Source organism: Mycobacterium sp. NGS54, assembly GCF_059812465.1.
In genome coordinates this window covers 405,312-427,450 of record NZ_JCALCS010000005.1, presented here as the reverse complement: position 1 = coordinate 427,450, position 22,139 = coordinate 405,312, and the positions used below count along the sequence as shown (strand labels likewise).

Annotated in this window: 18 protein-coding genes and 1 pseudogene; 6 read left to right on the top strand and 13 right to left on the bottom strand. The window is 62.4% G+C overall.

Translation table 11 applies throughout. The features are described from left to right. The 3 genes from AC5Y5E_RS17960 to AC5Y5E_RS17950 all read right to left on the bottom strand — a co-directional run bounded on the left by AC5Y5E_RS17960 (window position 1) and on the right by AC5Y5E_RS17950 (window position 3,463). A complete protein-coding gene (locus tag AC5Y5E_RS17960) occupies window positions 1-1,173 on the bottom strand; it encodes an acyl-CoA dehydrogenase family protein (protein ID WP_083171977.1) in 1,173 nt (390 codons plus the stop codon). Next, window positions 1,170-2,183, bottom strand: coding sequence for an acyl-CoA dehydrogenase family protein (locus AC5Y5E_RS17955; RefSeq protein ID WP_142274955.1), 1,014 nt, complete (start codon window positions 2,181-2,183; stop codon window positions 1,170-1,172). The genes AC5Y5E_RS17960 and AC5Y5E_RS17955 overlap by 4 nt, the downstream gene beginning before the upstream one ends. A gap of 86 nt (window positions 2,184-2,269) precedes the next feature. After that, window positions 2,270-3,463 (bottom strand): amidohydrolase family protein, encoded by a 1,194-nt coding sequence (locus tag AC5Y5E_RS17950; RefSeq protein ID WP_499904090.1) that lies wholly within the window; start codon window positions 3,461-3,463, stop codon window positions 2,270-2,272. A 329-nt stretch (window positions 3,464-3,792) separates the two neighbouring features. Between AC5Y5E_RS17950 and AC5Y5E_RS17945 the strand changes: the two are divergent. Both AC5Y5E_RS17945 and AC5Y5E_RS17940 read left to right on the top strand, forming a co-directional pair. Then, window positions 3,793-4,607 (top strand): annotated as a pseudogene (locus AC5Y5E_RS17945) (mycofactocin-coupled SDR family oxidoreductase). Window positions 4,608-4,718: 111 nt separating this feature from the next. Next, on the top strand, window positions 4,719-5,519 hold the full coding sequence (locus AC5Y5E_RS17940; RefSeq protein WP_499904089.1) for a mycofactocin-coupled SDR family oxidoreductase: 801 nt from the start codon (window positions 4,719-4,721) through the stop codon (window positions 5,517-5,519). A gap of 200 nt (window positions 5,520-5,719) precedes the next feature. Here the strand turns inward: AC5Y5E_RS17940 and AC5Y5E_RS17935 are convergent, their stop codons facing one another. The 8 genes from AC5Y5E_RS17935 to AC5Y5E_RS17900 form a co-directional block, all read right to left on the bottom strand. Beyond that, window positions 5,720-6,931 (bottom strand): CaiB/BaiF CoA transferase family protein, encoded by a 1,212-nt coding sequence (locus AC5Y5E_RS17935; protein ID WP_499904088.1) that lies wholly within the window; start codon window positions 6,929-6,931, stop codon window positions 5,720-5,722. Next, on the bottom strand, window positions 6,928-8,424 hold the full coding sequence (locus AC5Y5E_RS17930) for an aldehyde dehydrogenase family protein (RefSeq protein WP_499904087.1): 1,497 nt from the start codon (window positions 8,422-8,424) through the stop codon (window positions 6,928-6,930). The genes AC5Y5E_RS17935 and AC5Y5E_RS17930 overlap by 4 nt, the downstream gene beginning before the upstream one ends. A gap of 262 nt (window positions 8,425-8,686) precedes the next feature. Continuing rightward, window positions 8,687-10,207 (bottom strand): aldehyde dehydrogenase family protein, encoded by a 1,521-nt coding sequence (locus AC5Y5E_RS17925; RefSeq protein ID WP_499904086.1) that lies wholly within the window; start codon window positions 10,205-10,207, stop codon window positions 8,687-8,689. Beyond that, window positions 10,164-11,225 (bottom strand): hypothetical protein, encoded by a 1,062-nt coding sequence (locus AC5Y5E_RS17920; protein ID WP_499904085.1) that lies wholly within the window; start codon window positions 11,223-11,225, stop codon window positions 10,164-10,166. The genes AC5Y5E_RS17925 and AC5Y5E_RS17920 overlap by 44 nt, the downstream gene beginning before the upstream one ends. A 411-nt stretch (window positions 11,226-11,636) precedes the next feature. Beyond that, the gene (locus AC5Y5E_RS17915; RefSeq protein ID WP_499904084.1) at window positions 11,637-12,314 is read right to left on the bottom strand and encodes a TetR/AcrR family transcriptional regulator; all 678 of its coding nucleotides are present in this window, start codon (window positions 12,312-12,314) and stop codon (window positions 11,637-11,639) included. Window positions 12,315-12,391: 77 nt separating this feature from the next. Next, window positions 12,392-13,465, bottom strand: a complete 1,074-nt coding sequence (locus AC5Y5E_RS17910) for a Rieske 2Fe-2S domain-containing protein (RefSeq protein ID WP_499904083.1) — start codon at window positions 13,463-13,465, stop codon at window positions 12,392-12,394. Window positions 13,466-13,523: 58 nt separating this feature from the next. Next, a complete protein-coding gene (locus tag AC5Y5E_RS17905) occupies window positions 13,524-14,180 on the bottom strand; it encodes a TetR/AcrR family transcriptional regulator (RefSeq protein ID WP_232078241.1) in 657 nt (218 codons plus the stop codon). 145 nt (window positions 14,181-14,325) lie between these two features. Beyond that, window positions 14,326-15,609: an amidohydrolase family protein gene (locus AC5Y5E_RS17900; protein ID WP_083173191.1), complete on the bottom strand. Its 1,284-nt coding sequence runs from the start codon at window positions 15,607-15,609 to the stop codon at window positions 14,326-14,328. Between the two features lie 185 nt (window positions 15,610-15,794). On the opposite strand from AC5Y5E_RS17900, the gene AC5Y5E_RS17895 reads away from it, so the two are divergent. After that, complete coding sequence (locus AC5Y5E_RS17895) at window positions 15,795-15,938, top strand: LLM class flavin-dependent oxidoreductase (RefSeq protein ID WP_142275067.1); 144 nt, start codon at window positions 15,795-15,797, stop codon at window positions 15,936-15,938. Between the two features lie 156 nt (window positions 15,939-16,094). Here AC5Y5E_RS17895 and AC5Y5E_RS17890 read toward each other — a convergent pair whose 3' ends face one another. Both AC5Y5E_RS17890 and AC5Y5E_RS17885 read right to left on the bottom strand, forming a co-directional pair. Further along, the gene (locus AC5Y5E_RS17890) at window positions 16,095-16,697 is read right to left on the bottom strand and encodes a TetR/AcrR family transcriptional regulator (RefSeq protein ID WP_083173190.1); all 603 of its coding nucleotides are present in this window, start codon (window positions 16,695-16,697) and stop codon (window positions 16,095-16,097) included. After that, a complete protein-coding gene (locus AC5Y5E_RS17885; RefSeq protein WP_499904082.1) occupies window positions 16,690-19,146 on the bottom strand; it encodes a CaiB/BaiF CoA-transferase family protein in 2,457 nt (818 codons plus the stop codon). The genes AC5Y5E_RS17890 and AC5Y5E_RS17885 overlap by 8 nt, the downstream gene beginning before the upstream one ends. Window positions 19,147-19,344: 198 nt before the next feature. Between AC5Y5E_RS17885 and AC5Y5E_RS17880 the strand changes: the two genes are divergently transcribed. From AC5Y5E_RS17880 to AC5Y5E_RS17870, 3 genes are read left to right on the top strand one after another with little or no spacing between them, the layout of a single operon-like run. Further along, complete coding sequence (locus AC5Y5E_RS17880; RefSeq protein WP_499904081.1) at window positions 19,345-20,484, top strand: amidohydrolase family protein; 1,140 nt, start codon at window positions 19,345-19,347, stop codon at window positions 20,482-20,484. Window positions 20,485-20,488: 4 nt separating this feature from the next. Beyond that, the gene (locus AC5Y5E_RS17875) at window positions 20,489-21,688 is read left to right on the top strand and encodes a thiolase C-terminal domain-containing protein (protein WP_499904080.1); all 1,200 of its coding nucleotides are present in this window, start codon (window positions 20,489-20,491) and stop codon (window positions 21,686-21,688) included. Beyond that, on the top strand, window positions 21,685-22,134 hold the full coding sequence (locus AC5Y5E_RS17870; protein WP_083173187.1) for a Zn-ribbon domain-containing OB-fold protein: 450 nt from the start codon (window positions 21,685-21,687) through the stop codon (window positions 22,132-22,134). The genes AC5Y5E_RS17875 and AC5Y5E_RS17870 overlap by 4 nt, the downstream gene beginning before the upstream one ends. The last annotated feature ends 5 nt before the right edge of the window (window positions 22,135-22,139 follow it).

The following is a 22,139-nucleotide window of genomic DNA, read 5'->3' as shown; positions in this document are numbered from 1 at the left end:
TCACCTCGCCTTCGGCAGTCCCAGCCCGTGTTCGGCTATCAGGCCTCGCATGATCTCGCTGGTCCCCCCGTAGATGCTCGTCCCCGCCGAGTACTGATAGGAGTGACCTACGATGCCCGCGGCGTCTGCGTCAGTTCCGTCGTATGCACATAGCACGTTCGGCCCCAACATATCTGCGAGCGCGGTCGCATCTTCGATGAAGGTCTCTGCTGAGTAGAGTTTGGTTTCGGCACCAGCGACGTGCGCCTCTTGCCCGTTGGCCGCCAGCCAGATGGTGCGGTGGTGCAATAGCTGGGTGATCTCATTGTGTACCGCTGCCCGGGCTAGGCGCTCTCGGCTGGCGGGCAAGTCGATCAGGCGCCTGCCCTCTGTGTCGGTGTACCGCTGTGAGGCGGCAACGGCGCCCGACCACAGCCGTTGCGCCGCTCCGCAGAAGGACCCCGCCTGATGCTCCAGCCCCAGTGCGTGCCGCATTACGTCCCAGCCACGGTCGACCTGACCGATGCGGGCTTCGTCGGGGATTCGAACGCCGTCGTAGAAGACCGCGTTCGTTCGCTCGCCTGCGACCGTCAGGATGGGAGTCACCTGAATGCCAGGTGTATCCATCGGCACCATGAACACGGTCAAGCCGTTGTGTCGGACCGAATCGGGAGTCGTTCGTGCCAGCAGATAGCAATACTGCGCGATGTGGGCGAGTGTGGTGAACATCTTCTGCCCATCGATCACCCAGTCGCCGCCGTCCCGGCGTGCGCGCGTTGTCACCGCGGCCAGATCCGAACCGGCATGAGGTTCGGTGAGGCCGAGGCAGACAATCGCCTCCCCCGCAGCGATTTCGGGAAGGATTCGGCGCTGCAGATGGTCGGGGCCGAGATCCCTGATCACCGCGGCCGGCATCTGCGTGGTGTTGACACCGACCAGAGGGGCTTCGGCTCGGTACAACTCCTGAATGAGCAGGGCGTATGCGAAGTCGCCCAGACCGGCCCCGCCCATTTCGACAGGCCACGTGGGCAGAACCCAACGCTTTTGAGCCAGAGCACGGTTGAACTCCCAGTTGTGACCATCGCCAGTGCGTCGCTCATGCTCCCGCACTGCAGGTGTCAAGTGCTCATCCAGGAAGTCTTTGACTTCGCTCACGAGTTGGACGGCCGAGTCCGGCAAGGAGAATTCGATCATCGGACCGCCTCCAACTGTGGCAGCAGAGCGTCGGCGATAGCCGCGTACTGGTGCTTGGGGTCGCCCGCTATCACAGCCAGGAATTTCGCCCGGCGGTGATAGAGCTGGATGTCGCACTCCTCGGTCAAGCCCTGGCCGCCGTGCGTATGCAGGGCGTGCGCGACAGCCCTCATCGCAGCCTCCGCCGCCGACGCATATGCCATCAAAGCGAGAAGACCGGCCGAATCGAGTTGCTTCTGCGCGGCCCACTGAGACTTCCAGGACAGCAGCCGCACCCCATCGAGGGCCGTCAAGTCGTCAGCCAGAGGAAACGCGACCGCCTGAAATCGACCTATCGGAACACCGAATGCCGAACGTTCTTTTGCGAATTCGGCTGCCAGTTCGACCGCGCGCAGGCCCACGCCCACGAGCATGCTGGCGGCCAGACGCCTCCAATTCGTCACCATCTCTGTGTAGGCTGCGCGGGCCGCACTACCCTTCTGGAGAACCTCGATCCCGGTCGCCCGTTTCGGGGAAACTCTGTTGAGGGCGGCGCCCGCGAAGTTGCGCTGCACCGGATAGCAGTCCATTCCGGTCAACCACAACAGTTCATCGCCGAGCAGGCCGACTACACCATCCGCGACACCGGAATACTGAACGAGGACTTCGTGATCGGGGCTCTGCCACGGCGCTAAGGCCACCGCGATGACCGCTTCATCGGCTCGAGGGACGAGCGACTCTGCAGAAACCATCGACAACAGTCGGCGACCGACATAGGTTTCGATGAGTGGGACCGGTGCGAGGTGGCGACCGCAGATCTCCGCAACAAGTGCGACTGTGAGCAGCGGATCCGGCGCATCGTCGATGTCCTTGCCGACAACCCCGATCGCGGACAGCGACTTCCACAAGTCCGCGTCGAATCCACCGTCGACCTCGACGGCACGCACCCGACTGGTCGAACAGTCTTTCGTCAACAGCGCCCCGACCACGCGACAGAGGTCGCGTTGCTCGGATGACAACGAAAGATCCACGGCACAAATGTCCTTCCGCCACGCGTCGTTAGCCGACAGCGCCGCTTGGTAAGTGGTAACGGTCGGGGTCGTGTGAGCCTTGGTGGCTACGCGACAGCGGCACGCTCTGTCTTCAGTAGCCGCCGCGCGTTTCCCGCTAGATAAAGCGCTTGAGCAGTCGGCGATAACCCGGCCGCCGTCTTCACCATGTCCATCGGGGTGGCGGTTCCCTCCGCGTGTGGAAAGTCGGAGCCCATGAGCACCCGTTCCGCACCAATCAGGTCCACGAGTGCGCCGACGTCGTCTTCCGGAAATGGAGAAACATAGATGTGTTCGCGGAAGATATCGCTCGGCCGTCCCTCGACGCGCCCACCGAGCCATGGGCCCGAGCGTCCCATGCCCTTCATCTTGTCCATGACCGAGAGAAGGTATCCCACCCAGCCGGAACCGTTTTCGACGCTCACAAGCCGTAGCCGCGGGAAGCGGCCGAACAGGTTGTGAAGAATGCAGGCTGCAAAGGTCTCCATGATGGGTCGGTCCCCATAGAACATCGCCCACTGCAACGCCGACTTCTCATGCGGTCGTGGCGTCGGGTTCTCCCCGAAATCCGTCGAGTAGAACTCGTTGTAGCCGGACTCCGACATATGGAATGCCACCGGCACTTCGGCCTCCTGGCACATCGCCCAGAACTGGTCATGGATCGGATCGGCGGGCGAGCGATGGTTCGCGTGGCCAGGTTTCATGACGACGACGCGAGCGCCTTCATCCAATACGCGGCTCAGCTCGGCGACGGCGAGCTCGGGATCGTGCAGGGAGACCATCGGTGCCGCGAGGAGCCTGTCGTCGCGCGCGTATCCCCAGTCGTCGGCGAGCCATCGATTGAAGGCCCGCAGGTTGGCGTACAGCGCCTCGGTGTCATGGCGCAGGTGATGCTCCCACAGCAGTCCGAGCGTCGGGTACAACGTCATTGCAGCGACACCCAACTCGTCCATCTTCGCGATCCGCGCTGCCCGGTCCCGCCATTCAGCGGCCATCGGCGCAAGCAGCCGCGCATCGTCCGGGGCGATCCCCTTCTTGATCGCCTGGAACCACTCTTTCAAAGACCCTGGGTTGAGCGCCTCTGTGAAGAACCCCGGATTAATCAGGTGCAGCTGTTGGCCACGCCACATCACTCGTTCATTGCCCGAGTCAGGATCTTCCACCGTAATCGCGCTATCACGGAACTTCGGATCGATATAGCGAGTGAAGCAGTCAGGCGGCTCGTAGTAGTGGGTGTCGGAATCGAAGATATCGACAGTCATGGCCTTGTCTCCGTTGCAGAGGTCTCGGTGGTTCACTGCAGGTCCCTCGTGGGAGTCGCAGCATCCGTTTAAACGATGCGGTGATGATCCAATGACATGGCGGGCCAGTCCTGCCAGCGCCTCGCACATGCACTTGATCGCCCGCAGCCGCCGCAATGGCTTCACCATACTTTAACACTGATGTTAAAGTCAATATGTGCTTGGGTGCCGCCACCTTATGGTCGATGCCGCCCACTTGCGAAGCGGGTGTCGCAGCTGATTAGTATATAACTGTTTAGCGGATTAGCGGTGCGTGGCCAACGATGGCAACTCGAGGACAGCGAGGCCCTATGACCAACCGCCTTGACGGCAAAGTCGCGTTCATCACCGGAGCGGCCCGCGGCCAGGGCCGCGCGCACGCCGTCCGGATGGCGCAGGAAGGTGCCGACATCATCGCGGTCGACATTTGCGAAGACATCAAGTCGAACCCGTATCCGCTGGCGTCCCCTGAGGATCTGGACCAAACGGCCAAGCTGGTCAAGGACTGTGGCCGCCGCATCTTGGCGATCAAGGCCGACGTGCGCGAACGCGATCAGCTGCGCGCAGCCATCGAGGCGGGCCTTTCGGATTTCGGCCACCTCGATATCGTGGTCGCCAATGCCGGCATCCTTCCCATGGCGTTGGGAGAGCCGGAGGCGAGCGATTTCGTCGACGCAACCGATGTGGACTTGGTCGGTGTGATGAATGCGGTTGCCGTGTCGATTCCGCACCTCGCAGACGGATCGTCGATCATCGTGACGGGCTCAACTGCTGGCATGATGCCCGCCGCCACCACCAATTCGTCGAAGAGATGTCTCAGCACCTCGCGCCGCGTTTCATCCGGATCAACGCGATCCATCCCATCAACGTCAACACGCACCTCATCCACAACGAAGGCATGTACAAGCTGTTCCGTCCCGACCTGGAAAATCCGACACGTGAGGATGCCGAACCCGCGTTCACCTTCTTTCAGGCGATGCCAATCCCTTACATCGAACCCGAGGACGTCGCCAACCTCGCGGTGTTCCTTGCCAGCAACGAATCCCGCTACATCACCGGCCAGCAGATCCGCGTCGACGCCGGTTCCTATCTCAAGTTCCCGGCCGGTCCGCCATCATCCATGTGACGCGGCGAGGTCATAGACACCGGCGGCGCCGTATGAGCGCCTGGTGCGGTGCCGATTGTCGGTGTTTGAGGCGTGAGGTGTCCGAATCCATTTCTGAGGAAGGGTTTTTCGATGGGACGCATGACTGGCAAGGTCATTCTGGTCACCGGCGCTGCACGCGGTATGGGACGCAGCCACGCCGTGCGGTTGGCGCAGGAGGGGGCCGACCTCATCCTGGTTGACATCTGCGCCCCGATCGAGGGGCTGACCTATGCGATGAGCACGCCGCAGGATTTGCAGACCACGGCCAAGGAAGTGCAGGCGTTAGGCCAGCGAGTGCACGCCGCTCACGCCGATGTGCGAGACCGCACGATGTTGCAGGACGTTGTCAATGCCGGCGTCGATCAGCTTGGCGATTTGCACGGAGCGGTGTCCAACGCCGGAGTATTGACCAGCGGGACCTGGGATATGGTGACCGACGAAGATTGGCGGATCGTGTTGGACGTCAATCTGATTGGTACCTGGAATACGTGCCTGGCGGCGATCCCGCATTTGATGGAACGAGGAGGCAGCCTGGTCAACATCAGTTCGGCCGCCGGTATCAAAGGGACACCGCTGCAACTTCCGTACACCGCGAGCAAGCACGGCGTGGTCGGCTTGACCATGGCGTTGGCCAACGAATTGGCGGCTCACTCGATTCGGGTGAACACCGTGCATCCCACCGGCGTACCCACAGGTATGGAAGCACTGGAGTTGTTGGACTTGCTGGCCAACACGCGCCAGGATCTCGCGCCGATCTTCCACAACGCGATGCCCGTTGACGTGGTCGAGCCCGTCGACATCAGTAACGCGGTGCTCTATCTGCTCTCCGACGAAGCCCGCTTCGTCACCGGCACTCAACTGAAAGTCGATGCCGGAGTGACGATTCGCTGAACCGCCACCGCCGAGAGGCACTAGAGGACGCTGAAGAAGCGCACAATTCACTGCGGCACAGGCAATATCGGCATACCCGGCTTAAAAGGTGAACACCGCGGCTGGCTATTACCCGGCCGCCAACGCCTGCGCGATGAATGTCATAAACACCGTATCGGCCGTCGGCGAAGCGTCTCCGGATTGCTCCGCCCAGCAGGAACCTACAATACGACCGACTTGATCTTGAAGTCGATGATCTGCTCTTCGTCGTAGCCGAGTTCAGCCAGCAATTCATCAGTGTGCTCACCGTGTCCTGGGGCGCACCTCAGTGCTAACGGCGTCTCATCGAACTGGACCGGGCTGCCGGCCAACGCGAATTCGTTGCCGTTGGCGTCAGTGGTGCGGGGCAGATAACCATTTGCAATGACCTGGGGGTCGTCGTGGATCTCGCGCGCGGTGCGCATCACGTCCCATACGCCGTCGAAATCTGCAAAGACGTTCTCCCAGTGCGCTAAGTCCGCGGCTGCAAACGTCGACCGCAGCTCGGCGATGCACTCCTTGCGATTCTCGAATCGTACGGGTGCAGTGGCGAACCGCTCGTCGGAGATCAAGTCCGGGCGACCTAGGCGCGTACAGAAATCGGACCAGAACCGGTCGGCCTGAAGAAGTACAAAGGCGATGAACCGGCCGTCGCGGGTCTTGTAAAGGTTGACAGCGGGGTTGGGCATCTCCTCGAGCGAGAACTTGGGAACTTCCTGACCGGTGACCCCCGCGCCGACGATGTTGGGTCCCAGTTGCCAGACGGCGGCGCTGAGCAGTGAGACGTCGACAATGGAGGGTTCACCCGTCCGCTCGCGCTTCACCAACGCTCCGGCGATGCCTGCGGCGATTGTCAAGCCGCCATACACGTCACCAAAGGCCGGCAGCTGAAGCGGCGGATAGGACCCGTCGTCGGTGGCGTATCCCATTCCGATCCCTCCGCGAGCCCAATAGGCCGCGAGGTCGTATCCACCCCGCGTGGCTTCTTCTCCCTTGATGCCGTACCCGTGGCCGCGGGCATAGATGATCTTGGGGTTGCGCGCGCGCACCTGATCCACGTCGATTCCCATGCGCCGCCGCGAGTCCGGCAGCAGGTTGGTGAGAAACACGTCGGCTGTCTCAATCAACGTCATCAACACCTCGCGGCCCTCCGGACTGGAGGTGTCCAGACCGATGCTGCGTTTTCCGCGGTTCGGCTGTTCAATGAAGTGGTTGACGCCGCCCGCTCCGGCGACGACTCCGGAATTGATCAATCCGCGCTGCGGATCACCGGTCTCGGGATGTTCGATCTTGATGACATCGGCGCCCCAATCGGCGAGCACGGCGCCAGCGGCCGGAACGAACGTCCATGCGGCGAGCTCGACGACGCGAATGCCGCTCAGCACACCAGTCATGCGCCGGTGTATCCAATCGTCTTGGTCTGCAGATGCTGCTCGAAGCCTTCGTGACCGTTTTGCCTGCCGAGCCCACTCATCTTGTAACCGCCGAACGGAGCGTCGGCGCCGTAGAACATGGCGCCGTTGAGGTTCAACGTGCCGGTGCGGATTCGCCCGGCCACCGCCATAGCTCGATCCGGCGAGCCCATCACCGCACCCGACAAACCATAGGTCGAGTTGTTCGCCAGCTCGACCAGACCATCGTCGCCGCCGTCATAGGGCGTGATCGTGATCACCGGCCCGAAGATCTCCTCCTGGAACAGACGGTGGCGTGCGTCCACATCGGCGAACACAGTCGGCGCCACAAAGTACCCACGGTCCAGCCCGTCGGGCCTTCCGCCTCCGACCGTCACCCGCCCCCCTTGCTGCTTGCCGATCTCGATGTAATTCAACACGCGCTCATGCTGCTTGGCCGACACCACAGGACCGCAAAACGTCGCAGGATCGGTTGGGTCTCCGACGGGAACCGCCGCAAAAGTCGCGGTGGCGACCTCGACCGCCTGGTCATAAACCTGCCGCGGAACCAGCATTCGCGTAGTCAGCCCGCAGCCTTGGCCGGAATGGATCAGCGCCCCCATACAGCCCGGCAGGACCGCCTCCATGTCAGCGTCATCGAGCACCATGTACGCCGACTTCCCGCCGAGCTCGAGCAAGGTGCGCTTCATGGTGTCAGCGGACAGACTTTGAATCAGCTTGCCCACAACCGTCGAGCCAGTGAAAGAAACCATATCGACGCGCGGATCGGTGGCGAGCAGCTGAGCCACGCCATTGTCAGACGTCGCGACGACATTGAACACACCCGGTGGAATATCGGTCTTCTCCGCGACGACACGACCCCACCGCAGCCCACTCCATGGCGTCTCGATCGCGGGCTTGAGCACCATCGTGTTGCCCGTGGCCAGGACCTGCGCCACCTTGTTGCTGATGATCTCAAACGGGAAATTCCACGGCGTGATAGCACCGACGACACCGACCGCTTCCTTGACAACCTTACGGTGATACGGTGAGCCCAACAGCGCACCGTCGGGAAGTGCCCGCTCCCAAGCAAACTCGGAGATGTACCGGGCGGGCCACCCAACGGCGTCAGCGATCGGCCACTCCAGCTGCGCAATATATGTCGACGACAGCGGCGCACCGACCTCGGCGATCAACTCGGCGCGAATGTCCTCCTTCTCCTCCTGAAGGGCGTCGTGGAGTTGCATCAAGCAATGCTGACGAAACTCGCGATTCGTCGACCAATCGGTACTATCGAAGGCGCGCCGCGCAGCGGTGATCGCCGCCTCCATATCCTCTGCACCGGCGTCGGTGGCGACGCCCAGCACCTCTTCGGTCGCAGGGTTGATGTTGTCGGCCGTCCTACCGGACACCGAGTCGCGTAGCTCGCCGTCAATGTAGAGACGACTCTCTGGGTTGAATTTGACCGACGACGTTGAAACTGGCGAAGCCGTCATGAAGACATCCTCTCGCTGGAAGTGGCGCCGCACATGAGTGTAGCCGTTAATAGATAACTATTTATCTGATTCGTGACCCGGGGGCGCATTCGCCGGACATCGGAAGCCGATTGTGAGGAATGGCCGCCGTACTCACATGCATCGTCGCCGTCTGACGGGCTTGGACAGACTTCTCCCGGCATCCGATGACGTACGTCAATGCCCTACCGTCACTGACGACAGGCGACGTCAATTGTGCGGTTGGACGGAGTTTCGTCCCGTCTCAATTGACCGCTACGGATTTCATGTTCAGGAATTCGTAGATGCCGTCGCGGCCACCCTCCTTGCCGAAACCGCTGACGCCAACGCCTCCGAACGGCTGGTTGGCGGCGAGGTTGAGAGCACCATTGATCAGCACTTCACCGGTTCTGATGCCCTCCGCGATCACGTGGGCACGCCGGAGATCCTTGGTGTGAACGTAGCCCGAAAGGCCATACCGGCTGTTGTTGGCGATCGCGATGGCTTCCTCATCGGTATCGAAGACTGAGATCGCCAGGACCGGACCGAACACCTCGTTTTGCGCAAGAGCCGAGTCAGGGTCGACGTCGGCAAACACCGTCGGCTGCAGGTAGTAGCCGCCGAGTCCCGGTCGGTTCAGTGGGCCACCGCCGGTGATGAGCCGCGCGCCGTCGCGCTTGGCTTGCTCGATCACTGCGAGGATTCGATCGAAGGATGGACGACTCACCACCGGGCCCGACATCGTTTCGGGCGCCATGGGATCCCCGACGACGATAGACTCCGCGAGGGTCTTGGCCCGCTTGATGACCTCATCGTAGATCGTCCGATTGGCCAGCATTCGCGTTGGGAACGAGCAACCTTGGCCGCTGAGCAGCCCAATACCCATCATCACCCCGTGGCTGCACGCGCTGTCGAGGTCGGCGTCGTCGAGAATGATGTTGGCCGACTTGCCGCCGAGTTCGAGCACCGTCGGCGTCATGTTCTCGGCACAGGCGTGCAGGATTTTGCGCGCCGTGTCCGGCCCACCGGTGAAACTCACCTTCCGAACGAGCGGGTGCGAGGCCAGGGCACCGCCGGCCTCCGCCGTGCCTGGCAGAACCTGTACCACCCCCGGCGGAAAGCCGGCGCACGAAATGAGCTCTGCGAATAGCTCGCCGGTGTACGGGGTCAGCTCGGACGGTTTGACCACCACCGTGTTGCCGGCCGCGAGCGCGGCGGGAACCTTCATGGCCAGCGACATCAGTGGACCGTTCCAGGTGATGATCGCCCCAATCACGCCGAGGGGCTGCGGCAGTGTGTAGGAGAACACGCCGTCCGGACCATAGGTACCGGTCACCTGTCCGTCGATCTTGCCCGGCCAGCCCGCGTAGTAGCGAATCCACTCCACTACCTTGCCGACCATCGTCGTCGCGATCATTATCGGCGACCCGTTCTCCCGGGCGCTCAACTCCCCGAACTTGGCGGCGTTGGCCTCCACGAGGTCAGCGAGCTTGAACAGCAACGCCTGGCGCTGAGCCGGAGCCGTATTCCGCCAGCTCGCGAAAGCCCTATCGGCTATCGCCACTGCCTCATCGACCTCGGCCGCACCGGCCAGCGGGATCGTGCTGCCCACCAGACCTGTAGCCGGGTTGATGTGATCATGGGTTCCGCCGGAGCCTTGGGTGCGCCGCTCCCCGCCAATCCACAGCCCGACAGCGCGTGTGTCCGACTCGGTTGTCGTCATATCTTCTCCGTTAGCGAGGTCAGTTGACCGGAAGCGGCGTTGGGTAGATGCCTGATTCCACATAGGTGCGTACGTCCCTGATGGGGATAACGCCTTCGGGTGTGGCGATCGTCCCGTTGGCTCGGCACGCCAGCCCATAGTAGGAGATACTCGCCTTGGCCTGGCAGTACGTGTACATGAATCGGCCGTAGGCCTCGATGACCACTGCGACCACACTGTCGTCGGACTTCATCGTCAGCGACACCTTCGACGGGATCGACTGTCCCGTGCGGGGATCCGTCCAGTAGTCGAGCTCGGTGACCTCGATCTGACCCTCGCCGAAGTGGCTGTGCTCGTTGCCGATGCTGGTGTGCCCGAACGTCACACCGGTGGCTTCCTTGATGTAGCTGAAGACCCGGAATTCCTCGTTGAGGAGCCATATCCAATAGTGGCGCGACTTCCGCATGGCGCTCGCACCGTGCACCCACTGGTCGCCGATGATGACCTTCTCGTGCATCCCGATCCCGCGCTGCAGTGCGTAGGTGTGCCCACCTGAGGAGACCGAGCCCTCCACCCACAGCGGCTGTTCGATCCCGGCAATACCGTTTGTCTGCAAGTCGGAGAATGCTCCCAGGAAGCGAGACGCGTCGCAGAGACCACCCATCGTCACATCGAAGTCGACGCCGGCATGCTCACCCTTGATAGTCCAGTAAGGTACGTCAGCCGTGGTGACAAGATCACCTTCCGTCCAGACCACCTTGTCGCCGTCGCGTATGACCTCGAGTGGCTGTGGCCGAACTGGGTCCGAACGCACGCCAATGTAGTCGTTATCGTCAATTCCTTTGTACCGCTGCGATTTCGGCAACGCCATGAAGTTCGTCTGTCGCAACGTAGCCGGCCTTCCACCCCACGCTTCGCCGTCGACATTGAAAGTCAAGCTGACCGCGAAGACGTCGTGATCGTCCGTCTCACCGGTGATCAGAAACGCGTTGTCCTCCAGCAGATGCTTACCCGTGAAGTGTGGCTCACCCAACTGGTCTCGATAACTGAGCGCCTCCTCCGGAGTCACGTCGCTGATGGCAGCTCGCTGAACGGTCGTCACAAGTGTCTCCTCGTTGTGTGTACTGCGGGAAGGGATCCTTCGGTCCAGCAGACCGTTGTCAGCCGACCGTGAATCCGGCATCGGCCGGCAGCTGTATTCCGGTCACATACTTGGCTGCGTCGCTGAGTAACCAATCCACGAGCTCAACCCTGTCCACAAGCCACACCAGTGATGAAGGCAACTTCGCCTTCCAAGCCTGTAGCCATCGCTGTGAACGCCTTCTGCTTGCCGCTGGGTTCGGTGACGTACGTCACGATAAGCGACGCAGAGCAGAAAGTCAACCATTGGTTGTATATATCGCCAAAGGAGAATGCCGGCATCCAATCTGCATCGAGTTGGATTGCCAATCAACGGTATTCACGACGGAGGCAGGTCCACAGGGCCGCCGAACATGTAAGCCACGCCATGGAATCAAGGGCGTTTGCGCCGCGTGGAGGTCGCCGCTCCCTCGGCTTCTTCGAAACTTAGACCCCACATCGCGAAGGTAGATTTCAAGATGACCTCGAACATCTCTTCTCTAGTGGGAACCCTGTCGTCGCTCGCATAGGTGTAGGGAAGGAAGTTGGCAGTCACACCGATGGTCAGCAACATCACCCGAATATTCAGTCCGGGTCGCGCAGGGGCGAAATCGCTGCCCGCCAAATATGCCTCCAGCGGGTTGACCATGGCTTCTAACGTGGCATCGATTCGCCGTCGAACGGTCTGAACCTCTTCATCGTTAGTCGATTCGGCAATGAGGCGGCCCATCGCCTGCGCGATCGCGCTCTCATCCGTCAGGAAGTCGAAGAACGCCAGGACGAATCGCCGCAGATGCTCCTCTTCGCTACCACGACTCTGCGCCACGTCAGTCAGCCAGCGGCGGTGTAGCTCGTCCACTGCGTCTAGCAACGGGTTTAGGACCGCCTCGACGAACAGATTTCCTTTCGACTCAAAGTATCGGAAAATCAGGTCGTGTGACACTCCGGCCCGCTCCGCGATCTCGCGGGTGGTGGTGCGATATCCCTGTTCGGCGAACAGCTCGCGCGCCGCATCACGTATCAATCCGGGCGCAGACCCTCGGCGTGCCCGCGGTTTCCGCTCGGTCACCATAGGCATGGACTCTATCGGCAAGGCCGCCGATTGGACCCGCCGATGTGCGGGGCCGCCCCGGCGCAGCGGCGCCGTTGCTAACCCTCGTTGGTCGACAAAGGGCCGTCGGCGCCACGATTGCCGCGCAGGCTGCCGTACTCACCGGGCTTGGGCTGGAAAGTCTGGGCCCATCTGCGCATCATGCGGAACAGCTTGGCCTCCTGCGTCTGCAGCGATGGCGGCTCGATGAACCGCTGGTGCTGCCAGATCGCGAGATCTTCGGGGAAAACCGATTCGATGGCCTTGATCCTGGCGGAGCGTTCATCGTCGCTTTCACCATCGATCTTCTCGACGAACAGTGTTTGGCGCAGCGTCGAAGTCTGAGCATCCACCGGCGTAACTGATATCACCGAATGCGTGTTGTCGCGTCCGGAGAACCGCGTGAACGCCATCCCGATACCCCACTGTTTGAGCGTCACCGTGTCCTCCCGCCGAGGACCGTCGACCTTGCGCTTACCCCGGGAGTGCACACGCAGCTTGGTCATGAAGGAGGCGTCGGTGACTTGGAAATCCACCAGCGTGGGGAGATCGCGGGTGTGGTGCACGTAGCGGAAATGGATGGGATCGACGATGTTCTCGGCGACGACTCGTGGTTCGATGGGCAACTCGCCGTATCCGAAGGCACTGCCTGCGGTTGCCACGTCCCAAAACTCACCTGTGGGGTACTCATCGCGCAGATCTTCGAACAGATCCGGTACCGACCACGCCGGCGGTTGACCCGCCACGTCGTGCCACAGGTAGATGATGCCGTTGCGCTCGCACACGGGCCACGGCTCGATACGCCGTTTACTCGTCCGTCCTTCCGGTACCGCCACGTTCTGCCCGTCCGGTCCCCACGTCCACCCGTGGAACGGGCACACGATGCAATCGTCGACCACCCTGCCGCCGTAACCCAGATGCGCGCCGAGGTGCTGGCAGGCCGCCTCCAGACAGCCCAACTCCCCGCCGATCTTCCGGTAGAGGACGAGCTCCTGACCGAACACCTTGCGCGGTTTGATATCGCCGGATGCGAGTTCGTGCGACCAGCCAACCACGAACCAACCGCTCGGGGCCATCCACGCCGGGATCCGCACCTCCGATTCGATGTCGGTCACGGTGATCGGTTTACGCACAACAAGCCACCTCTCAAGCGCCTAGATGCTTGAACGTTACGATACTTAGACATATATGTCAAGTATTTCTGATGAGCGCCCTGACCATCGCGGTGGCGGTGGCGTGCGCCGAATGTCGGCTGGCTCCAGGAGCATCCACGACCGAGGAGAACCACAGCGACTCGAGCATCGCTTCGAATGCCAGGCCCTGGGAGACGGGATCGCCGAGCGAGCTTCCGCGGATGCGGTCGATGTTTCGGCCGATGCGGGTCGCCCACCGCCGTTGCGCCTTCCAGCCGGACTGCTGCAACGTGGGATCGGCAAATGCCGCCTGCCGCCATACCGTGGCGAACGCGCCGAAATCGTCGAAGTATGAAAAGAACTCCTCCACGAAAGACGCGAGGTCACGATCATCAGGCTGCTGGGGCAGCGCATCGAACGCCTCGAGGACGAGGCTCAGTTGCTCGACGGACCGCTCAGCGACCGCCAGAAACGCATCTCGTTTGGTCGCGAAGTAGACGTAAAAGGTTGGACGGGAAACACCTGCTCGTTTTGTGATCTGCTCGACCCGGGTGGTCGCATAGCCCAATTCCTGGAAAGTCAGGCGAGCTCCTTCGAGGATCTGCTCCCGAGTCCGATCCGTCTTGGCCCCTGCCGCCCACGGCGGCGTGCGTTCGCGTGGCTTCATCGCCATGAGTGAAGCACACGCCGCGCCGGTCCAGGAGCCGTCGCACATGTCTTCGAAAGTATGGAGCTCAACAGCTATTCAGGTACTCGTGCCGCAGCCCGATTCAATCCAACTCACCGACGCTCCTCAGTACATTGCGACCGCCTTCGTCGGCGGTCGCAATGTGCGAAGGATCCGCTACTGGCTGGGCGCGTTAGTCGCCGGAGTTCACCCGTACCATGCCCTCCAAACCATCTCCGCGGTTGCCCTTTTCATGGTGGGAAAGGGCCTTGATGGAGACGTCGTGGCCTTCGGCGGCTTTGCGTAGTGCGCCGATGGTGGCTTGTTCGCGGCTGATGTGGGTGAACGGGTCCCAGTGATACCAGCGCATGGCGTTTTCGAAGGTCATCTTGTTCACCTCGTCATCGGGCACATTGTTCTTTTCGAGCACCTCGTGGAGTTGCTCCGGGGCGCCGGGCCACATGCTGTCCGAATGCGGATAGTCGGCCTCCCAGCAGATGTTGTCGATACCGATCTGACTGCGCAGCGCCACCCCCACCGGATCGGAGATGAAGCATGTCAGGAAGTGCTCCCGGAACACCTCCGAGGGCTTCTTCCCGCCGAAGTCTTGGCCTGTCCACGTCGAGTGCATCTCATAGGTGCGATCAGCACGCTCCAAGAAATATGGAATCCAGCCGGTGCCGCCTTCGGACAGGGCGATCTTGAGGTTGGGGTACTTCTTGATCGGCTTGGACCACAACAGATCCGCCGCGGCCTGCACGATGTTCATCGGCTGCAGCGTGATCATCACATCTATCGGCGCATCCGGGGCGGTGATCGCCAGCCGTCCCGACGAGCCGATGTGCACGTTCATCACCGTGTCAGTGTCCACCAGCGCCTCCCACAACGGCGTCCAGTAATCGTCGTGGAACGACGGATAGCCCATCGCGGCCGGGTTTTCGGTGAACGTCAACGCGTGCACGCCCCGCTCGGCATTGCGCCGCACCTCCTTGGCGCAGGCCTCAGCATCCCAAATGACCGGCAAACACATCGGAATGAACCGCGCCGGATACGCCCCGCACCACTCCTGGACATGCCAATCGTTGTAAGCCTGCAGGAGTGCGAGAGAAAACTCTGGATCCTCTGTGGCGAACAACCGCCCCGCGAAGCCGGGAAACGACGGAAAGCAGATCGACCCCAGAATGCCACCGGCGTTCATGTCCTTGACCCGCTCGTCGACCTGCCAGCAGCCGGGCCGGATTTCGTCGAGCCCGGCCGGCTCGATGCCGTACTCTTCCTTCGGCCGACCGGCCACGGCGTTCAACGCGACGTTGGGGATCACCACATCGCGGAACTGCCAGGTATCCGAGCCATCAGGGTTGTGCACCAGCCGTGGTGCCTCAGCGAGGTACTTCTTCGGCAGATGGTTCCTGAACATGTCCGGCGGCTCGACAACGTGATCATCAACGCTGATCAGGATCATGTCGTCCTTGTTCACTATGCCGACCTTCCTTCAGTTTCAAACGGTGTAGGCACCAGTCTACCGCGCCAACAAGGCATATAATTATATGATTACGCATTCGGTTGTCCGGAGGGCCGATGCCGTCATCCTCAACCCCAATCAACGTCGGGCTATATTTCGATCTCCGCAATCCACCTCGGCGGCGGCAGGAGCCTGCGCGATTGCACGCCTTCCCACTGGAGCTGGGCGAGGAAGCCGAACAGCTAGGCGCGCATTCGGTCTGGGTCACCGAGCACCACCAATTCGACGACGGCCACCTCGGCTCGCCGTTGTCGTTCGGGGTTTCTGAGCTATTTCTGTTGTGAGAAACCACAATCCATGGCTTCGAAGGTGCGGGCGATGATCGGCGACTCTCCCACCCAGACGGTGTTCTTCTGGGCGTCGCAGGGCGGGATGTCCGAGAAGTGGACGCTACGGCATGTGCAGACGATCTGCGCGAAGCTCGCACCTTTGCTGAAAGGTCAAGCGACGCCCAGACCACGCAGTACGAAGCCCAGCAGGTGTTCGACCTCGTCGGCGGCCTCTAGTGTCGACTTCTGATGGAACCGGTCGAGGAGCGCAGCCTCGAAAGCCGCCCGTATCGACCGAGCATCCACCTCCGGAGTGCACACGGTGAAGATCCCGTCGGCTTTACCTCGGTGCAGGATCGCAGCGATTGACGCTCGATCGGCCGCCATGACGATTTCGAGTTCGCGGGCATAACCCGGAGTGCGCCGCAGCTCCTCGGAGTAGAAAATGGCCACCCTCTTGCGCTTTCGCGGATTCGACACCAGCTCGAACATATGCGTCATCCACGACCGCAGGGCCTCAACGGGGGTTTGGGCGCGCGCCACAACCTCGCGCAGCTGCGCCTGCACCGCCTCGCGATCCCTACGGAACATTTCCAACACAAGATCGTGTTTCGTGCTGAAGTTCCGGTAGAAGGCCCGCGTCCCTAGACCAGCTTCATCGAGTATCTCAGTGATGGATGCCGAGGCGTCGGAGTTGCGATCCAGACACCGGTAGGCAGCGTCGATGATGTGCTGCCGCTCCGATGAGCGATTGATCGTCCGAGTCTCAGCCACAATGAATTACACCGGCATCCTGCCACTTCGCGATTGTCGCGTCATCGTAGCCGAACTCCCGTAGCACCGGGACGGTGTGCTGGCCGGCCAGGCATCCGCCAGGCGCCCTGACCTCCGACCGACTGAACCGGACCAATGGCGAAAATCGCAGGTGCTCGTCGAAGACGGGGCTGACGGCAGACACGGTGTATTCCGCCGCCAACTGCGGATCGGTCTGAATGAGCCGTGCCGGAGCGCCCTCGTAGAGTTCCACGCACCCAAGACCCGCCGCACCGAGATGCCTTTCCCAGAACACGGCCGGCTCCTTGCTGAAGACAGCCTCGAGCCGTCCGGCCAAGTCATCGTCGTTGGCCGCACGAGCGCCCGGTGTGGCGAAGCGCTCCTCGTCGAGGTCGGTGAAGTCGCGTAGCGCCTCGACTAGTGCCGTCCATTCCTTCGGCTTCGGCGCGGCCAGGAAAACGTGTCCCTCGCTGGCGTCGTAGATTCGGTACAGCGCCGACAGACCGTTGCCGCCGGGCAAGGGCACCGCGGCCGCTGGCGCATCCTCGTAATCGACAAGCCAATCGGTCAGCACATGAGTAACGGTGGCTAGCATCGAGGTCCGCAGTTCGTGGAGCGGTCGGCCCCGGTCACGGCCGACGAGCGCGGTAAGGATCGCCGACGCCACGCTCAGCGCCGCCAAACCGTCGCTTTGCAACTCCGCTGAGGTACCGGCCGTCGTGATACGGGGCACCTGGTGCATCACTTCATCGAGGGATGACGTCGCACACTCGGCATCGGGTGTGTTGGTCAACGCCACCCCGCCCGCTGCGCTGATACTGGGCGCGTAGGCTGGCCGGCTTCCGTAGGGCCCGTCGACTCCGTAGCCCGGTGCCGAGACGTAGATAAGGTCCGGATTGATGGCGCGCAACGCCTCTACGCCGATACCCAGTCGATCTGCCACGCCGGCCCGCATGGACTGCAGCACAACGTCGGCCGACGCGACGAGCCGGTGAGCAACCGCGCGTCCCTCGTCGGTGTGCAGATCGACCTGGATGCTTTCCTTGCCTTGCATCACCTTGGCACCAGCCGCTTCGGGAAACTGCAGAAGGCTCCGGATGTTGTCGCCACCCATGTTCTCGAACTTGATGACGCGGGCGCCCAGGTCGGCAAGCACGCTGGATGCGTAAGGCGCGGCGAACATCTCGCCGAACTCGAGAATCGTAGTCCCGGTCAATGGCGGTGTCGATCGTCCCTTCTCGCCGGGATCGGCGACCGCAGCGTCAGCAGACCACTTACCTTGGCGGTCACCCAACAGAGGCGCGGGCGACGGCTGGCGCAAGAGGCCAGCCGATGTGTGAATCAGCGTGGAGGGTTGGCGGACGGGACCAACCTCGGGATCCTCCACGACGATCGATCGCCTGTCGTGAACCAGCTGGGGGTGATCGAAAACCTGTGGACCGGAGCGGAACAACTCCGCGCACAGATTGGGATTGTCGTCGAAGATTCGTTGCCATTCGACGAGGGTGCGCTCACCCACCTTGGCGAGCATCATCGACCAGAACTCGCGATACAGCTCCGGGCTCTCAAGTACGGGGAAGCCTTTCCACTTCGCGTCTGCGAGAAGCTCCATCATGCCCAGCTCGGTCAACATCGCGGTGAACAGGTGGGGTTGAACCTGGGCGAACTGCAACCAGTGACCGTCCTTGGTCGGCGCCGACAACAGCGCGAGCAGCATCGGGCTCTGCGGGGTCCCCTGTTCGGTCCAAGCCTCCACACTGTTGTACGCCTCCGGCCAGCGAATGCCGACGAGTTCCCCGAACCAGGTCCACGCGTCGATCGCATGTACACCACGCAGGAGGTCGGCGTCGACGATCTGACCGAGTCCGCTGCGATCCCGCTCGTGCAGCGCCGCGAGAATGCCTTGCACTGCAATGTGTGCAGCGGCGTAACTCCCATACGGGACTGCGACATACGACGGACGCGGAGGTTGAGCCATCCGGCGCACCGCATGCGACAGACCGGCCTTGGCGAGCACAAGCCCCTCGTAGCCCTTGAGGTCGCGCCAGGGACCGCTGCGCCCCCAACCGGTGATATGCGCGATCACCAAACGGGGATAACGCGCCAGCAGAGCATTCGAGTCAATGCCCAGATCGATGAGTGCGGCGGGACTGAACGTCGTGACCAAGACGTCGGCACCGCGCAGGGTCTCATCTAGTTCGGTCGGGCCTTCGGCCGACTTGAGATCGAGGACCCGGCTACTCTTGCCGCGCCCGAACGCCGGCCAGCCGCGCAATGCGCGCACCGGACTTCCGCCGGGCGCCTCGACCATCAGAACATCCGCACCGGAATCCGCCAGGAACTGCGTGCAGAACGCGCCAGGCAGCGTGGTGGACAGGTCGACGATGCGGATGCCGGCTAGCGGTGTCGTCGCTTCGGGGGCGGCCTGGTCGCCGACGGGAGAGGACATTTGATGCAACTCCTTCGAAAAGTCTATTTTCGCCGTTGCCACGATAGGTGTCTGGGGTGACGCGGATTGCAGCTTAGCTTCTCGCAGCCCGCGAGTTCAACACAGTTTTTCGCGCATCGGCGTTGACGCATAGCACCCCGGCGTCCTAACCTTCTTATGAAAAACAATTTTTCGGACTGTGCACGGTTGGAGGACCGCGTGACCAAGATCTGGGCGAATTCCGGCGACTCGCACTTTCTGGAGCCCGACGACCTCTGGCAGTCCCGGCTGCCGAAGCGGCTGGCCGAGTTGTGCCCGCGCTCGGAAAAGGATCCCGACGGTGAGTACGAGACCGTCTACGTCGATGGTCAGATCTTCCGGCGCAAACTCCCATCATCGGCGATGGTCGCCTTCGCCGAGCTGAGCTCGAAGCCGCAGGGGGTGCGAGATGCCCGTGCGCGGCTAGGCGACCTGGACGCCGAAGGCGTCTGGGGAGAGGTCATCTTCCCCTCACTGGGAATGTGGAGTTCGACTTTCCGCACGCCGGAGTTGCTCAAGGCGTGCATGCGGGCCAGCAATGAGTGGGCGCTTGAGGAGATTGCGGCGGTGTCGCCTCGGTATGTGGTGACCGCGCAGGTGTCGACCCTGGTCGTCGAGGACGCCATCGATGAGTTGCAGTGGGCGGCCGACAAGTCCTACAAGGCGGTGTTTCTGCCGACGATGCCGCACCCTAGTGCTCCGGACTGGCACCGTAAGGAATGGGAGCCGTTCTGGGCCGCCGCCGAAGAGGCCGGCGTGGTGATCGCCTTCCACATCGGCACCGATCCGGTGCCCGTCGAGGCCGGTAACAGTGCGAGCGGCGGCGCAGGTCAGGTGTACCGCGGTCCGGGTGGGGCGATCATGAACTACGCGGAGACGACATTCTCCGGGCAGCGGGCCGCCATGAAGATGGTGGCCTCGGGTGCGCTGGACCGGCATCCGAATTTGAAGGTGCTGATTTCCGAGGGCGGCGCGACGTGGGTTCCGTTCCTGGGTGACCGGTTGGTCGAGGGATATCGCCAACATCATATGGCGGTGCGGCCCAAGCTCAGCCGCAGCCCGAAGGAGATTCTCTACAGCCAGGTCTATGCATCGTTTCAGCACGATGAAACCGCGGTCGCTGCCTTTGAGCACATGGGGTACCGCAATGTCATGTTCGGTAGCGACTATCCCCACATGGAGGGCACGTTTGGCCACACGCAGGACACCCTGAAGTCGCTGTTCGACGGGGTCAGCGACGATACACGTTTGCGCATCACGCAGGGCGCGTTCTTCGAGCTATTCCCCGATGTACCGCCTATCCCAGCCGAAAGCATCTGAACCAGTGTCGAATTCGAACGGACTGCGTGACGTCGCCATCGTCGGTATCGGTGCAACCCCGTACTACAAGCGCGGCGGATCACTTCCCAAGACGACCACCGAACTCGCCGGTGAGGCGATCCTGGCCGCGTGTCAGGACGCCGGGCTGTCCGTCCGCGACATCGACGGTTTCGCCTATTACTCGGGTGCCAGCGCGGGCTACACCGAGAAGATGGACACCGGTGATTTCGTAGAAACCCTCGGTATTCCCGAGGTCCGGTTCACCGCAGCGCTGACGGCGGGGGGTGGCGGTTCGGCCGGGGCGATCGGACTGGCGCGGGCGGCCATTGTCGCCGGCGATGCTTCCGTCGTGGTCACTGTGATGGCGCTGCAACAGTCCAAACAGCGTCTCGGATCGGTGTTTTCGGCGATGGAGCCCGACCCGATCAACTCGTTCTTGCAGCCGTCGGGTCTGTTCGGCCCGGGTCAGCTGATGTCGGTGTTGGCGCGCCGGCATATGCATCTGTACGGCACGCGGCGCGAGGCGTTCGCCGAGATCGCGATCTCGACGCGGGCGAATGCGCTGAACCGGCCCAAGGCGATGCACCGGCAGCCGCTCACCCTCGATGACTATTTCAAAGCGCGGATGATCGCAGAACCGTTGTGTCTCTATGACTTCTGCCAAGAGACCGATGGGGCCATCGCGGTGATCACCACGAGCATCGACCGCGCGCGAAATCTGCGTCAACCGCCGGTCCCAGTGGTCGCTGCCGCGCACGGCGGTGTGCGTGAATGGGGTCGGGCGTTCGCGTGGATGGGTATGCCCGACGAATACTTTGCTTCCTCCGGTAACAAGCCGATCGCCGAGCGGCTCTACCGCCAGGCCGGAATCACCGCCGCCGACATCGACGTGGCACTGCTATACGACCACTTCACCCCGATGGTACTGATGCAACTCGAGGATTATGGGTTCTGCGAGAAGGGCGAGGGCGGCGCGTTCGTGGAAAGTGGCGCCATCCGCTACGACGGCGGCTCGATCCCGCTGAACCCGCACGGCGGCCAACTGTCGGAGGCCTACATCATCGGTATGACCCACATCATGGAAGGAGTCGAGCAGATGCGCGGGACCGCCATCAACCAGGTGCCCGACGCCGAGCTGGCGCTAGTCACCGGCGGTCCGGCCAGTCTGCCCGTCAGCGGCCTCATCCTGGGTCGGGCAGCATGAGCGCTCCTCCGGCGACGCTGGCGACAACCCTTCCCGGGGAACATGTTCGGATCGCCGTCAACAAAGACACCGAACCGTTCTGGCACGCAGCCAAAGAAGGGCGACTGGTCGCGCCCCAGTGCGCCGACTGCGGCAACTTCCGGCTCCCGCCCACACCATTCTGCCCTGAATGCCAGTCCACTGCCGTCAACTGGGTTCAGCTCTGTGGCGAGGCGACGGTGTACAGCTTCGCAGTCGTGCATGGCATCCCCGGCATGCCTGAGCTGACGTTGGTACCAGCGGTCGTCGACCTGCCCGACGCGCCGGGTGCCCGGCTGGTGAGCAACGTCGTCGACATCGCGCCGACCGACGTGACGATCGGAATGGCTCTGCGCGTGGACTTTTCGCCGATCGCGGACGGCTGGATGCTTCCGGTATTTCGAGCCGCCGATGTTCCGAAGGAGTGAGGCGG

Bases quoted from the DNA above. Each gene is read 5' to 3' on its own strand.
- AC5Y5E_RS17930 (WP_499904087.1), bottom strand. From the start codon at position 8,424: ATGACGGCTTCGCCAGTTTCAACGTCGTCGGTCAAATTCAACCCAGAG.
- AC5Y5E_RS17870 (WP_083173187.1), top strand. From the start codon at position 21,685: ATGAGCGCTCCTCCGGCGACGCTGGCGACAACCCTTCCCGGGGAACAT.
- AC5Y5E_RS17925 (WP_499904086.1), bottom strand. From the start codon at position 10,207: ATGTGGAATCAGGCATCTACCCAACGCCGCTTCCGGTCAACTGACCTC.
- AC5Y5E_RS17960 (WP_083171977.1), bottom strand. From the start codon at position 1,173: ATGATCGAATTCTCCTTGCCGGACTCGGCCGTCCAACTCGTGAGCGAA.
- AC5Y5E_RS17885 (WP_499904082.1), bottom strand. From the start codon at position 19,146: ATGTCCTCTCCCGTCGGCGACCAGGCCGCCCCCGAAGCGACGACACCG.
- AC5Y5E_RS17940 (WP_499904089.1), top strand. From the start codon at position 4,719: ATGGGACGCATGACTGGCAAGGTCATTCTGGTCACCGGCGCTGCACGC.
- AC5Y5E_RS17915 (WP_499904084.1), bottom strand. From the start codon at position 12,314: ATGGTGACCGAGCGGAAACCGCGGGCACGCCGAGGGTCTGCGCCCGGA.
- AC5Y5E_RS17935 (WP_499904088.1), bottom strand. From the start codon at position 6,931: ATGACTGGTGTGCTGAGCGGCATTCGCGTCGTCGAGCTCGCCGCATGG.
- AC5Y5E_RS17950 (WP_499904090.1), bottom strand. From the start codon at position 3,463: ATGACTGTCGATATCTTCGATTCCGACACCCACTACTACGAGCCGCCT.
- AC5Y5E_RS17905 (WP_232078241.1), bottom strand. From the start codon at position 14,180: ATGTGCGACGGCTCCTGGACCGGCGCGGCGTGTGCTTCACTCATGGCG.